This is a genomic window from Peptoniphilus sp. BV3C26 (genome assembly GCF_000478985.1).
In the GTDB taxonomy this organism is placed as follows: Bacteria; Bacillota; Clostridia; order Tissierellales; family Peptoniphilaceae; genus Peptoniphilus_B; species Peptoniphilus_B koenoeneniae.
This window is the reverse complement of sequence record NZ_AWXB01000018.1, coordinates 21978-36640: the sequence shown is the minus strand read 5'-3', so window position 1 is coordinate 36640 and position 14663 is coordinate 21978. Positions and strand designations below refer to the sequence as shown.

Here is a 14663-nt window from a genome sequence, read left to right as displayed (position 1 = left end):
GACTTCACCCTATGCATTAGCTTCTTTTTCTAAAATATGTTTCCTTACGACCTTGCTACTTATATAAGCTCCTGCAATTGCTGAAACTATAACTAAGGCAAGTAAAATCAGCGTTCCCCAAGAAGAAATCATTTTGCCTGCCGCTATAATATTTGAAGCTAACTCCTTTTCTTTCATGGCTCCTATAGTTTTATTCAAGGCTATTGTATATGGATAAATTACACTTCCAATTGAAGCCAAAGTTTGCTGAATAACATAGCTGATTCCAATAACTTTTAAATTACCATAACCTTTTTTATATAATAAAAACTCTGCTATCAATCCTGAAATTACAAACATCAAAATATATGGTGGATAGAATGCTATCACTCCTTGAATAAGGGAATATATAAAAAACGCTCCTCTTTTTTTCACTTTCACTCCGATAACATAGAAAACAATACCCTGTAATAATGAGTAAAACACCGGTGTTAAGAGTATGGTAATTGGTGTTGCATACATGAATGTTCCTATCGAAAATATCAAAATGTTACACAATGATAATAAAGTAACTGTAATGATATCTTTCGCTTTCAATTTGTTTTTCTGCATGATTAAGTCCTCCTATTTTTATAAAATATTTATCATCAAAATTACTATCATTCCAATCATCAATATGTAATCGCATAAATTGAACTGTAAAGTAACATAAGAAGATTTTTTATGATTTAAAGCAATTCCTCTTGTTTCTGCTGAAGCTGATAAAGTTTCGCCTATTCTTACCACTCGAAAAATGAGTGATACAATCAGAGCCTCAAGATACTCTATTTTTTCTTTTATTATATTTTTATGCTTGCAACTTCCTCTATTTCTAAGCACCTGTCTAAGTAATTTAAAATCATTCCTTAGCACCGGGAAAAACCTGAAAGAAACTGCAAGAATCAATAATAACTTCTCAGGCATTCTTATTTTTCTAAGTCCCGCAAGCATATTTGTTGTCCCTCTACCTCCAAGAATAATAGGAAATAGTAGAAATATTAAAATAAATCTAGGAAACAAATTTGCCGTAAATATTGTAATTTCATTCGGATATATGATTTCAAGACCGTAAATAAGCCCTATAATGACAGAAGTAATTCCTAAAGTCTTATATCTTCTATTTGCAAGAGAAAAAACGAGAGCTAATAAATTGCATTCAAAAATCAAACTTTTATTGTCGATTCCTACTGCAACCATACAAAGAAGCCAAAACAAAATATTTGTTCTCGAATCTAAAAGATTTTTTTCTCTTTTTGTCGGAGGTTGATGTTCTAAATCTTTTTCAAATATACTTTTAATGCTTTCAATATCTCTATTCTCTTTTACTTCACAAATCCTTTGTATCGTTCCATCATCAAGTTCCAAACATTTATCCGCAACTGATGAAATAAATTCTAAGTCATGGCTAATTGTTATCACGATTTTTTTCTTTTTCATATCGTTTATCAATCCCACTACAGTATCTAAACTTTTTTTGTCCATTCCTGAGGTTGGTTCATCTAAAATAACCACACTTTTATCCGAAAGATACGCCATCATTAATGTTAATTTTTGCATTTGCCCACCTGAAAGAGAAAATGGATGTCTATCACGATATTTCCACATATCAAACTTTTTAAGTAGAACTTCTATCTCATCATATTTGTTTCGATTTACACCGTACTTCAGTTCAGATAATACAGAATTTGTAAAAAATTGAAATTCAGCTTCTTGCATAATAAAGAGGCTATCCTGCGATAGCTGCCTATGGCTCAATTCTTTTCCCTTTAGAAAAACTCTTCCCTTTTGTGGTTTCAATAGTCCACATATACATTTTCCTAAGGTGGTTTTACCTGAACCATTTTTGCCAATCAAGCAAGTCACTTCTCCCAAATAAGCTGTAAACGACAAATCATTTAAAATATGTTGTTTTTTATATCCAAAGGATATATTTTTTACCTCTAATTTATCATTGACAACATTAGAACACTTCTTCTGAACCTCAATCTGCTTCAAATCCGTAACTCGTAAACACAAATTATTTAATTCATCCTTAGAAAATATCTTAAAATCGTCCTTATCATACTTTTCATAAAAGCTTCCATTTTTTATTAGCCAATATTCATCAGCCAACTCTTTCAAATAGTAAAGCCTATGTTCACTGATTATTAGAGTTTTTCCATCTTCTTTTAGAAGCAATAAGATATTTTTCAGTTTTTCTATGGCTAAATAATCTAAGTTTGCAGTTGGCTCGTCAAGTAAAACAATATCCGTATCCATTGCCCAAGCAGACATAATCGCTATTAGTTGACGCTCTCCGCTTGAAAGTTTGAATACTTCCCTGTTTTTCAAATACTCCAAGCCAAATTTTGAAAAAGCTTCTTCTGTTCTTCTTTTTATTATTTCATGGCTTAACCCTTTATTTTCAAGTCCAAAAGATACTTCCGTATCGCTTACCATTGTAAAAAATTGACTTCTTGGATCTTGAAAAACGGACGAAATCAATTCTCCAACTTCTCCAATGTTCTTGTTTTCTATATTGTTGCTATTTACCAAGATATAGCCATTAAATATTCCATTATAGAACTCCGGTATTAAATGGTTTAAGCACCTAAGTAATGTTGATTTTCCACATCCACTTTCGCCACAAAGAACTATGCAATCTCCTTTTGATATGTTGCCAATTACATCATCTAACGACTTTTCCTTTTTGCCTTCATAGGAAAAATCTATTTTAAAATCTAAAATATTTTCATCCTTCTCGCCTTTATCGTACATAAATTCAATACCTATTTATAATTTCATCAAATATCTTTTCCCAACCCGCCCCAATAAATTCGCCGAGCATTTTTATGTACTCGATTGTCTCCTCTTTGCTATATCCTTTTTCAACCACTAATTTAAAAGCACTAAATTGTTGATTCATTAAAAGCTCTACCAAATCTAATTTCATCTCACTTATATTCGGGTCTATATTTTCCCTTATAAATTGTTTTGTTATGGAAATTTTATTATTCATCATTTCACGAAACATTGCTTCTACAGAACTGCCTTTACTTGAGCAAAGTAATAGTTTGCACTCCTCGTAATATTTAAATAACACATCTACATATCCTTTGGTTTCTTTCTGAATGCTACGCAAGAAATGATCAAAGTTTTTATCTACGCAATATTCCCTATACGAGTATTCGTTCTCTTTTCTTTTCACACTTATAGCTTCTAAAAATTCTTTTATCAAACTATAAAAAAGTTCATCTTTCCCTTTATACCTTGTATAGATTGCTCCCGTTGTAACTCCCGCTCTTTTAGCAATATTGCCTATTGAAGCAGCCTGAAATCCATTTTGCAAAAACTCTATTTTAGCAGCTTCAATGATTGGTTTATCAAGTTCATGGTTTCTATTTGCCATGTCCATTCCTCCATTCTTACAAAACTTTAATTTTAATAATATAATCAATAATCGAATTATCAATAATGATATTATTGATTATACATCAGTTAGTTTTATCTAACAATAGTTGTAAGATGTTTTTTTAGAAATTTTACTGATTTACATATTTATTTGTATGAAGTCGGTGCCACCCGTAAAACGGGTGGTTCGAACTGGTGCTATAAGCCCCATAAGAAAAAGACGATAGTTTTTCTATCGCCTTTGGTTACCATTTTGATGAAATTTTTTAAATCATAAGAATAGAATCTGTTAAGCCACTTTTTGAGCAATCATCACACCAATCGGTGCAAGACCCCCATGTGCCAATTTCATTTCAACTACTGAAAATCCATATTCTTTAATAAAATCTTCAAATTCCTTTTTATCCCATTCTTGATACATCTTAAATCCTAAAATAGACATCAAACTTTTTATCATTTTTCTTTGTTTTCCCTCTTTCCATAGAAAAGTGGGGGCGAACAAAGTCCCATTAGGTTTTAACACCCTATATATTTCTTTCATCGCCTCATCCGGTTTAGGCATAATATGAAGTGCATTAGCAATTAACACACAATCAAATTTTTCATGCGAATAGGATAATGCTGTTGCATCGGCTGTTTCAAATGTAAGATTTTCGTATTCCCCCTTTTTAGCCTCGAAAATCATTTGTTCGGAAAAATCTGTACCGATCCAACTTTTCGTATGCTTTGAAAGACTAAACGATAATTGTCCTGATCCACAAGCGAGTTCAAGCACCTCCATGTCTTTATTCAAATGAGGACGAATGTATTCGCATACTTTATCATATACTCCTTTGTCTTTTTTCATGAAAGGAGCATATAGCTTAGCAAATTTATCCCAAAATTTTTTATTGCTTTTGTCAATCATTTCAACGCTCCTTTAAATATAAAAAGGATCCTATAAATCTTTATATTGAGCCTATTTTCTGATTGATACCTCGTAAGAGAGGAATAATAGCTGTTCCTATACCAAGTAGGAATGTCATAAATGCAGAAAGTCATATGCTGTCATTCTTTTCTATTCAATCATTTTGAAGTGTCTCAAAGCATCCATGATGGCTTCTTCTTTTTCAGGTGTACACTGTGGAATAATTTGTTTCTCCTTTTTAGACTTGTTGTAATGTTCTCGTAATTCTATTCCACATTTCCTTTTTATCTGTGCAATATATAATGTTGGAACTTTTAATTGAAATTTATTCCAAACATATTCTTTGATTTGAGCATATGTTGCCTTACTTTCAGCACTTGTCAAATCAAGCTCATCCAGCTCAATTTCAATATTTATATGCTTATCGACATCGAGTTTGGACAAAAGTGCTACCGTCTCCACATGGCTTGAGTGGGCAAACATGTCTATGGGCATTACTTTTTCTACTTTATATTTTTCTTTTAATATTTTTAAATCTCTTGCTTGGGTTGATGGGTTACATGATATATAGCCTATTTTTTCTGGTTCAAGTTTTAAGAGCCTTTCTAAGACTGTTTTTTCTACTCCGCTTCTTGGCGGGTCAAGTATGACTTTGTTATAGACTTTTTCTTCTGTTAGTTTGTCTATTATGTTTTCTACTTTTCCTGATATGAATCTTGCGTTTTTTATTTGATTTTCTTCGGCGTTTTTTCTTGCTTTTTCTATTATACAATCTTCTTTATAGTGCGTAAATCAGAAAAAACAGCTCGCTTGAAGCTGCGTTTTAGTAAGTACTTGTTTTAAAGTTATACTTAATCATTAAATGATACTTCCCCATCCCTCAATAAATCCAAAATGTTTTAAATCTACTGAAGGTATTTTCCAAATAAAAAAATGGCTTCCAAGATCATAAGACCTAAAAGCCGGCTATTTTTATTTACTTTATTAATCATTTTAACCACTTAATTTAACGGATTTTAAACTAAGTTCTGATTTTAGATTTTTGAAAAACTCACCAATATTATAACTTTTATGAAAAGATAAGCTCACTTCAATCATTGATTTATCATCCATGTCCTCGTCAATTATTTCTATTTTCCTCACTTCTATATCTTCACTTGAAGTAAATTCTATAAACTTATCCTGATCGAAGTTAACAGTATCAAATATCATAGTATAAGACTTAGTCACTCTGTTATTAAATAAGTCACCAACCCACTTAAGAGATATCAAAGTTAATAGACAGATTGCAGTTGCAATGATTGCTCCTTCATAGTAACCGATTCCCACTGCAAGTCCAATCGCTGCAGATAACCATAGAGTTGCAGCTGTGGTAAGACCTGAAACCTTATCCTTTTTTTGAAGTATAGTTCCGGCACCTAAAAAACCGATTCCGCTTATAACTTGGCCTGCAATTCTTGCCGTGTCTCTCGCCCTGTCAGAAGAGATCGCGCCAATGCCGTCTATGCCTATCAGCATAATCAAGCACGCTCCAACACTTACAATAATGTGAGTTCTAAAGCCGGCTGCTCTGTTTTTAATTTCTCTTTCTATTCCAATAATCGCCCCTAAAAAGGCAGCCAAAAATATTCTAACAGTCACCAACAGTATATGCATAATCTATTTCCTTTCTAATATATCTTCTATCTTATCTTGTTATATTTAGTATCGACTTTTCTTTAATAATCATAATTCTGCCTGTGCGTCAAAGGATTGTTTTACAATTTCCATGATTTGGTCTAATTCATCCTGATGCTTCATAGATACTTCCACATCGCCATTTCCCCAACGCGCTATGCCGGTAATATCTTTGCAAATACCGTTAGGATCGATAATATCTGAAAACTTCATATTAATCGAAAGACGCAATCTATATTTCTTGGGAACAATATCTACAAAATTAGTATCAAGTTTATATGCAATGTACAGCTTTTTATATTCCTTTTTTACCGCCGGAGATAAATTCATAATTCGCTTATCCAAAGATTCATATAATGTTCTTGTAAAATCATTCATATAATATGTTTCCAAAGAATACTTCGTGGTTGTTTTTTCTTCTACTTGAAACTTTGCAAGTTCTTCAGCCGTTAAAGTTGGATATGGCCAAATAGATTCCGCTTTCTTCGCCAATTCCTTTGCTCTCTCTATTATACGTTCTTCATTCCATTCATTTTGTAAAACCACATATTTATTAAGTCTAAGTGCACTTTCTTTGAATCCTCCGGGCATATCCATCTTTTCCAAAAAATGCCTGTCACTCATCTCAGAATTATATGCAGTCAACGTAAGATTACCGATTGTATGTAAATACTTTTTCTGAACCTCATGCCAATCAGCACCAAGATCAGCTTGCCACTCTAAAGATAGATTTTTATTCTGCGGCATAATATGCTCAATTGTGTAATTCTCTATTATAATCGGAGCTTTATTTTCAAAGTTTTCTAAACTACTAAGAATATAATTTCTAGTACGCATGTTATAGATATCACGACTGACAAATGCGACTTCAAATTTATCGTTATCCGGGAATTCTTTGTATGTTTCTTGCATCAAGAAGAATGCCTTAACTGAATTCAAATAATCATTTGGTTTGATATAATTCTTTATCGTTGCAAATGTTTTGTTCAGTGAGTTAGTAGGAATCTCACAAATTGAACGTCTTAATACATAGCTAATGCAAAGCTTTAGAATTTCCTTGAGCTCCTCTAATGTAATTAACCCCTCATCGCAGTCACGATGAATTTTAAGTAAGAATGGATAAGATACTTCCATTTTTAAATCAATAATATCCTCATATAATTTCTTTAAACCCGTGTCGGAATTACGCTCGAATACAATATTTGTATAATATTTTGCATACTCCAACAAATCTTGACACAGTTCTCTTATAGTTCCGAACTCACAATTCAAATGATACAACTTGAACTCTTCATATACGCGTCCCTGCTTTGGAATACGAGATAATTTCATAGTTAGGTAGTGGCGGAAGAAAGCATCCATTACTGTTCCCTGAGTTTCATAGACAAACAATTGTTCCATAGGTCGCCACAAATGTTCATACACATAGGTTTGCTCTGAAGGTTCCAATCCCATCAATATGTAATTACGAATCAAATCAGATTCAGAAAGTTCCTTGCCGGTAGAATTCAAGCTTTCAAAAATTGCCTGTGCATCATCAACAGCTCGATCTAATGTGATATTAACAATTTGTAATTTTCCAATTGACTCATATACCTCAGAAGGCTGAATTTCTTTACCGCCAATCTTATTGCAAAAAAAATTATAATTTTCAATCAGTCTTGATCTGGTGCCTTCCCTAATCGGCTTTTTTTCAATAAGGCTTATGAGAATATCTCTATCTGTTTCAGTTAGTAGCAGCTTATATCTTTCATCACCATATTCATACTCATTTTTTAAAAGCATATTATCTATGCGACGAGCATTTATTGTTTTATCATCAGGATTCTTTATTGCATAATCGCGAAGAGCCAAAAGAAGTAATGTTAAAGTAGTCATTCTCTGTTGACCGTCAATGATCATAAACTTTTGAACACCTGTCGGCATTGCCTGCTCCGCAATGTTTACAATAGAACCGACAAAATGACCGACCTTGCCTTGTTTCTGCATTTCTACAATATCATTCCAAAGCCTTCTACACTGATCAATATCCCAGCTATAAAATCTCTGATAAACCGGAATCAAGAACTGCTTATTTCCATTTAATATCTCATAGATATTTCCTTTATGTGCGTCCATACCGTTCCTCCATTATTTCCTTTCTTCTATTGTCATATGTTTCCCATCTATCAAATTATTATTTCTCCGTAAAGAACATAAACTATTTTCCTAATCTCTTATATTTTAACACTTTTAGGAACTATATCCCACCTATCCTAATAATATAAAGTGGATATATATTAGATATGTTTCGCAATGTATTTCCCAAATAAAAAAAGGCTTAAAAGATTATAAGACCTTGAAAGCCTTTTTTTATTTTCTTGACAACAATGCTATGCTCTCAACATGCGTTGTCTTTTCCTTGGGAACATAATTTTTTATCCTCGTCATTCTTGTAGGAGCACAATTTATTAATGTCATTGTCTTTGGCATTTTTTCTTTTATCTTTAAAGTTATTAGAATTTTGACTATCTTTAACTCCTGTTTTGAAATAGAATGTCAGGTCATATGGATGAACTGTTCCTTCTTTGTCAATTCTACCCACCACGACTTTATCGACTATGCTTTCAAATACTGTCCTGTTAAATTCCTCTATAATTTCTTTGTTTTCTAAGACCTTTTTAAATTGCTTTAGTCTTTCTTTAATAGAGTTTTCATCTTTTATTGTTAGTTCCAGTGTTTTCTTTTCATCAAGTAATTCTTCTTTTTGTTTTGTAAGTTTTTTATACTTTTTAGCATAAACTTCTTCGTCTATACTATCTTCTAAATGAAGAGCAACTAACTTTCTTTCTTGACTAATGATTCTGTTTAATTGGTTTTCTAACTTTTTCAAATCTTTGACTAAAGTATTATCATTTATTTCTTCTTCTACAATTTTTAAAAAGTCATCTATTACTGTTGAATCTGCATGGCATAATTGCCTATAGCTTTCAACAAAAGCTTTTTCTATTGCTGCTTCTTGTATTCCTTTTGAATGAGGGCAATATTTTTTACCTTTTTTTGTTGACCTTACACATTGCCAGTTAATTTTTTTGTAAATTGAACTTGTGTGCCAAGTTCTTCTTGAAAGTATCTATATTTTCTTCTTCAAATACCACACCAACATTGTTTTCTTTCTCTACAATATGCTGCAACACGTTTTAAATCTAAATGTAGTGAATTTCTATTTCTTGCTCCTGTATTTGAAGCTTTTATTAATTTTACTTTAGTATTCATTTTACCTCCTTCCCATTTTGTATCTTTCTACAGTGTTATTATATCACAAGGTTAACTACTTTCTATCCATCTTCTTATAATCATTTTCTATTCTATTTTTTATTTTTGTATATTCCTTATCATTAATTAATTTAAGATCATAAAGTCTACATAACATAGCAAGTCTTATACTATAAATCTTTATTGCTTGCATTTTAACCTTCTATGTAAATTGATTTTTTACCTCTGTAAGTGAAGTAAATTTAAAAAATTCTAATCTCACCTAAGCAATTTCAAAAATATTCACACTTCAAAGTATTTGGATTTGTATAGAAAGATGACAAAATACCCCTCACTTTATAAAGTGAAATTTGCCCTCTTTGGTAACCAAAACTTTTATTTTTTTTATAGTATTTTTAAGTTTCAATGATTAATTTGAATATAAAAAATGAGGACTTATGCTATTAGGCATAAATCCTCTAATCTAAATTTTCCTGTTCAAAGACTTTAATATTTCTTCCTATCAATTATTTAATTTCCATGATTCCGCCTTAGCTTTTGCATTTATAAGGTCAGAATAAAGTCCATTATTTTTAATCAGTTCTTCATGATTTCCACATTCTACTATTTCTCCATCTTTTAAGACTAAAATCTGGTCAGCATTTCTTATTGTCTTTAGTCTATGGGCAATCATTATTACTGTCTTATTTTTTGTTAATGATTCTATTGCTTCTTTAAGCTTATCTTCATTTTCTGGGTCTATATTTGCAGTGGCTTCATCAAAGATTATGATGTCTGCATCTTTTAGCATAGCTCTTGCAATTGAGATTCTTTGTTTTTCTCCACCTGATAGACTTGCTCCACCTTCTCCGATAATAGTATTATATCCTTCTGGTAAAGCTTCTATAAATTCATGACATCTTGCTTTTTTTGCAGCTTGAACTACTTCTTCATGGCTTGCATTTTGTTTCCCAAATTTTATATTGTTTTCAATTGTATCTTCAAATAAATAAACGTCTTGGAAGACCATGGAAATTGAATTCATAAGATTTTCTATCTTATAGTCTTTTATATTTTTCCCACCTATTAAAATTTCACCAGAATTTACATCCCAAAATCTTGCTATGAGATTACAAAATGTTGTTTTACCAGATCCAGATGGACCAACAATAGCAGTCATGGTGTTTTCTTTTATCTCTGCTGATACATTTTTTAAAATTGGTCTATCATCATAAGAGAAAGAAACATTTTTAAAGACTATATCATGATTTTTTATAGGCTCTGTAATACTTCCTTCTTTCATATCAGGCATTGAGTCTATAAAACCAACTGAATCTATAGCATTTTCGCAAGCTCTTAGGATAGCCATGTTTGATCCTGCCCCGATTAAGCCTTCAAAGATAATAAATGATGCCATAATCATAAGAATTGTTTCAGCAAGTGGAAGTTCACCAGATAAATTTAATTTTAATGATACATAGACCATAGCTACTGTTGTTATTCCCATTACAATTCTTTGGATAACTGTGTAAGGTGCTACAGATATTTCTAAATCTAAAAGTATATTTGATGTATCTTTTATAGACTTTCTTAAAGCCCTGTTATTTTCTCCACCAAGATTATAGGATTTTATAACCTGCATTCCTTGTAAAGTTGCTAATACTTCTTTTGTAAGTCTTGTTTGTGTTTCTGTCATTTTGTCTGCATTAGCTGATGATTTTTTCTCCATCATTGATGTAACGATGAAAAATACTACCACACCTGCTACAGCAACCAGTCCTACCTTTACGTTAAAAATTAAAGTTCCAAGGACAAAGACAAAAGTATTTAAAACTCCACCCAGTACAAGAACCAAAAGCATAGGCACCCACATTTCTGCTTGGGAAAGTGAAGATGTAGCAATAGTAGTTAATCTTCCTAGTGAAAAGCTTGAAAAGAAACCCATAGGAACTCTTTTTATTTTTTCTCCTATTTCTATTCTCTTGTGAGCTGCCATAAAATATCCAGCGTGAGTTTGTGCCATTTGAGATGATTTTTGTGTCATTATCTTTCCAACAAGGGATATAACTAATATTCCAAGACAAACAAAGATTGCCTTATAGTCTAAAGTTTTAGAAAATATATTTACTAGCATATAGTAAATTGCACCAAACTCAAGGGCATTAAATACTGCGTGCAAAAATCCAGCGAGAATAGATTTCTTAATATATACCTGTTCCTCTTTTGAAAAATTCCATATCTTTTTAAACACATTAAGCATTTTCATCACCCCTTAAATTTGCAGCATACATTTCCTTATAAAGTTCTGATGACTTTAATAGTTCTTCATGAGTACCATAAGAATTTAATTTGCCATCTTTAATAACAAATATCCTATCTGCATCAACAATTGTCTTTAACCTATGAGCGATTATGATTAAAGTTTTACCCTTAACTAGATTTGCCAAGGCGTTTTGTATGAGAGCTTCATTTTCAGGATCTATATAAGAAGTTGCTTCATCTAAAATTACGATTGGTGCATTCTTTAGCATGGCACGAGCAATAGATATTCTTTGTCTTTCTCCTCCAGATAGATGACCTCCACCTTCGCCAACTCTTGTATCATAACCATTAGATAGATTCATAATAAAATCATGGCAGGCAGATTTTTTACATACATCTATAATTTCTTCGTCAGAGGCATTCTTATTTCCAAGCCTAATATTTTCCTTTATAGTCATATCAAAGAGGAAATTGTCTTGGGATACAAAAGAAATAAGTGAAGATAATTTTTCAAGGGATAAGTCTTTCGTTTCAACATTTCCTATCTTTATAGTTCCATTATCTATATTCCAAAAACCAGCAATAAGTTTTGCTATTGTGGACTTACCTGACCCAGAAGGACCAACGAGGGCTGAAACAGAAGATTCTTTTATTTCCATAGAAAGATTATCTATAACCTTATTTTTTCCATCGTAAGAAAAGTCTACGTCTTGAAGTTCTATATTATAGGATTCTATTTTTTCTCCCTTGTCAATATTTTCTAACTCTCTTGAATCTAAAATTTTTCCTATTTCAGAAGTTATAGTTGATATTCTTGACACATCGTCCATATAGTTCATGATTTTTAAAATACTAGAAACTGTAGCAAAGGATAAGACGATTAAGGTAATTAAATTTCCTAAATCAATACTTCCCTTTATATAAAATAAAATCCCAAAGGGTATGATGGTAATAATTCCCATAGGAGAAAGTAATCTACCTATGGCAACCCTATTCATAGATTCACCCATCCAGTTATAATAAAAGCTTGCATTGTCATAAACTGCATCAGCGTATTTTTTATAAGATGATTCGCTTTGATTAAAGGTCTTTATTACTTCTATCCCATTTATATACTCAACAATAGAATTATTCATGTGTTGACCAATGGCAACTGACTTTCCAAACATTTCCTTATAATGAGCATTCATTACAGACATCATGGTAGCCATTCCTATCACAAATGGAATTAGTGATAGCAAGGTCAATCGCCAATCTAAGGTAAACATATAAATAAATAATAGAACAGGTCCTACTAAATTTGCCGTAAATTCTGGCAATAGGTGGGCAAGAGAAGTTTCCATAGAATCAACTTGCTCAACTATAATATTTTTTAATTCTCCAGATGATCTTGATAATACATCTCCCAATGGCATCTTAAATAATTTTTTTGAAATATCATTTCTAATTTCTCCTAATGAATTAAAGGTTGCCGTATGGGAAATACTTGTTGATATTCCTGCTGCCACTTCTTTAATAACAAATGTTATTAAAATATTTATGCATAGTGGAGTATATAAACTCATATCATTTGCACCATTAATTAAGTTTACAACGATTTTTGCCATGTATATATAAGAAAAAAGCCCAGCCACTACTCCAATTATTGCCAGTAAGATTGACATAAAATATGAGCCTTTTCTCTTTTTTACATATTGTTTTATTAGATCCATCAAATCCCCTCCTAAATATTAAATTTTTTCCCATTAATATAGCTAATATTTTTTCTTTATCCTCTTTTGTAGAAAATTCCTCAAAAGAGTATCCGTCTAAATAAAGAATTTTATTGCAGGAATTACACAAAAATTCATAATCATGGGAAATTATAAGTATAATTTTTTCTTTTTCTTGTAATTTCTTCATTCTTTCTGAAATAATTTGCATATTATGTCCATCTAAACCACTTGTTGGCTCATCAAATAAATAAACATCTCTTTCTAAAAGTTCTGCTGAAGCGATAGTTAATCTTTGTTTTTGTCCGCCTGACATGATTTGTGGATGGATGTCTTTTATATTTTCTAAGTTAAAATCAGCTAATATTTTATCTGTATCTGCATCTTTATTATTTAGTTTTAACTCGTCTTCTGCTGAAACTTCAAAAAGATTACTATCAGGATTATTTGACAGGTAGTATATTCTTTTTTGCCTATTTCTTTTGTTTAATTTTTCTCCATTTATAGATATAAAACCACTATCTTTTTTCATAAGTCCACTTAAAATTTTAAACAGAGTAGATTTGCCTATGCCATTATCCCCAATAATTCCATAAATATTTCCACTTTTAAATTCGTAGGTCAAATCTTTTATAAGGACATTCTTATTATAGGAAAAAGAAATTTTTTCTAAGTTCATAGAATTTATCTCTTTTAACTTATTTATTTTAGGAGATATTTTATTTAAAGAAAAGAATCTTAATCCTAACTTATTGAAAAAATCTTCACTTTTTGATAATAGTTCTTCCTCTGTAAAAACATTGCTAATTTCTCCATTTTCAAGATAATAATATTTATCCACTATTCCTCTAAGGTAGTATAGCCTATGCTCTGAAATGATTATTGTCTTTTTATTTTTCTTTAATAAAAGCATAAGTTTTCTTAAAGCTTCTACACTTTTCATATCTAGGTTAGCAGACGGTTCATCAAAAACATAAATAGGTGGATTAAGTGCATTTATTGAAGCAATTGCTATTTTTTGTCTTTCTCCACTTGAAAGATGAAATAAGTTTTTATCTTTTAAATTTTCTCCATTAATAGATTTTAAGGAATTGTTGATTATTTTATCTATTTTTTCTCTTTCTATCCCATAATTTTCAAGCCCAAAGGCAATTTCATCTTCTACATTTTCTGCAAAAAATTGACTCTTGGGATTTTGAAAAATAGATCCTACTTTCCTTCCTATTTCATATAATTCTTTTTCCAGGGGATTTATTCCATCTATGGAAATTTCTCCCTTTAATTTCCCTCCATAGAATTTATAAGCAAGACCATTTATAAGTCTTGTAAGGGTAGTTTTACCACAACCACTCGCCCCTATAAAGGCAACACATTTCCCATCATTAATTTCCAAATTAATATTTTTTAAGATGTTTGCTGAATCTTTACTGTAGGCAAAGCTTACATTTTTTAACTTGATCATC

At 31.2% G+C, this 14663-nt stretch carries 12 protein-coding genes and 1 pseudogene; all 13 read right to left on the bottom strand.

What is annotated here, in order from left to right:
- Positions 1-9: 9 nt before the first annotated feature.
- Positions 10-591, bottom strand: coding sequence for an MptD family putative ECF transporter S component (locus HMPREF1253_RS02215; protein WP_023055125.1), 582 nt, complete (start codon positions 589-591; stop codon positions 10-12).
- 18 nt (positions 592-609) lie between these two features.
- The gene (locus HMPREF1253_RS02210; RefSeq protein WP_023055099.1) at positions 610-2775 is read right to left on the bottom strand and encodes an ATP-binding cassette domain-containing protein; all 2166 of its coding nucleotides are present in this window, start codon (positions 2773-2775) and stop codon (positions 610-612) included.
- Positions 2776-2779: 4 nt separating this feature from the next.
- Positions 2780-3406, bottom strand: a complete 627-nt coding sequence (locus HMPREF1253_RS02205; RefSeq protein ID WP_023055143.1) for a TetR/AcrR family transcriptional regulator — start codon at positions 3404-3406, stop codon at positions 2780-2782.
- A 291-nt stretch (positions 3407-3697) separates the two neighbouring features.
- Complete coding sequence (locus tag HMPREF1253_RS02200) at positions 3698-4315, bottom strand: class I SAM-dependent methyltransferase (RefSeq protein WP_023055113.1); 618 nt, start codon at positions 4313-4315, stop codon at positions 3698-3700.
- 150 nt (positions 4316-4465) lie between these two features.
- Positions 4466-5080 carry a hypothetical protein gene (locus HMPREF1253_RS10585; protein WP_255349228.1) on the bottom strand — a complete coding sequence of 205 codons (615 nt, stop codon included), beginning with the start codon at positions 5078-5080 and terminating at the stop codon, positions 4466-4468.
- Between the two features lie 228 nt (positions 5081-5308).
- Complete coding sequence (locus HMPREF1253_RS02190; RefSeq protein WP_023055108.1) at positions 5309-5971, bottom strand: MgtC/SapB family protein; 663 nt, start codon at positions 5969-5971, stop codon at positions 5309-5311.
- Positions 5972-6040: 69 nt separating this feature from the next.
- Complete coding sequence (locus HMPREF1253_RS02185) at positions 6041-8110, bottom strand: DUF262 and DUF1524 domain-containing protein (protein WP_023055123.1); 2070 nt, start codon at positions 8108-8110, stop codon at positions 6041-6043.
- 262 nt (positions 8111-8372) lie between these two features.
- Positions 8373-9104, bottom strand: a pseudogene (locus tag HMPREF1253_RS02180) (recombinase family protein); the annotation flags it as partial.
- A gap of 14 nt (positions 9105-9118) precedes the next feature.
- The gene (locus HMPREF1253_RS10580) at positions 9119-9247 is read right to left on the bottom strand and encodes a hypothetical protein (protein ID WP_023055104.1); all 129 of its coding nucleotides are present in this window, start codon (positions 9245-9247) and stop codon (positions 9119-9121) included.
- Between the two features lie 55 nt (positions 9248-9302).
- Positions 9303-9440 carry a hypothetical protein gene (locus tag HMPREF1253_RS10255; RefSeq protein WP_023055114.1) on the bottom strand — a complete coding sequence of 46 codons (138 nt, stop codon included), beginning with the start codon at positions 9438-9440 and terminating at the stop codon, positions 9303-9305.
- Between the two features lie 309 nt (positions 9441-9749).
- Entirely contained in the window at positions 9750-11486 is a 1737-nt protein-coding gene (locus tag HMPREF1253_RS02175; protein WP_023055135.1) for an ABC transporter ATP-binding protein, read from the bottom strand.
- Positions 11479-13152: an ABC transporter ATP-binding protein gene (locus HMPREF1253_RS02170; protein ID WP_238318867.1), complete on the bottom strand. Its 1674-nt coding sequence runs from the start codon at positions 13150-13152 to the stop codon at positions 11479-11481. The genes HMPREF1253_RS02175 and HMPREF1253_RS02170 overlap by 8 nt, the downstream gene beginning before the upstream one ends.
- Entirely contained in the window at positions 13067-14662 is a 1596-nt protein-coding gene (locus tag HMPREF1253_RS02165; protein ID WP_023055142.1) for an ABC transporter ATP-binding protein, read from the bottom strand. The genes HMPREF1253_RS02170 and HMPREF1253_RS02165 overlap by 86 nt, the downstream gene beginning before the upstream one ends.
- Position 14663: the final 1 nt, after the last annotated feature.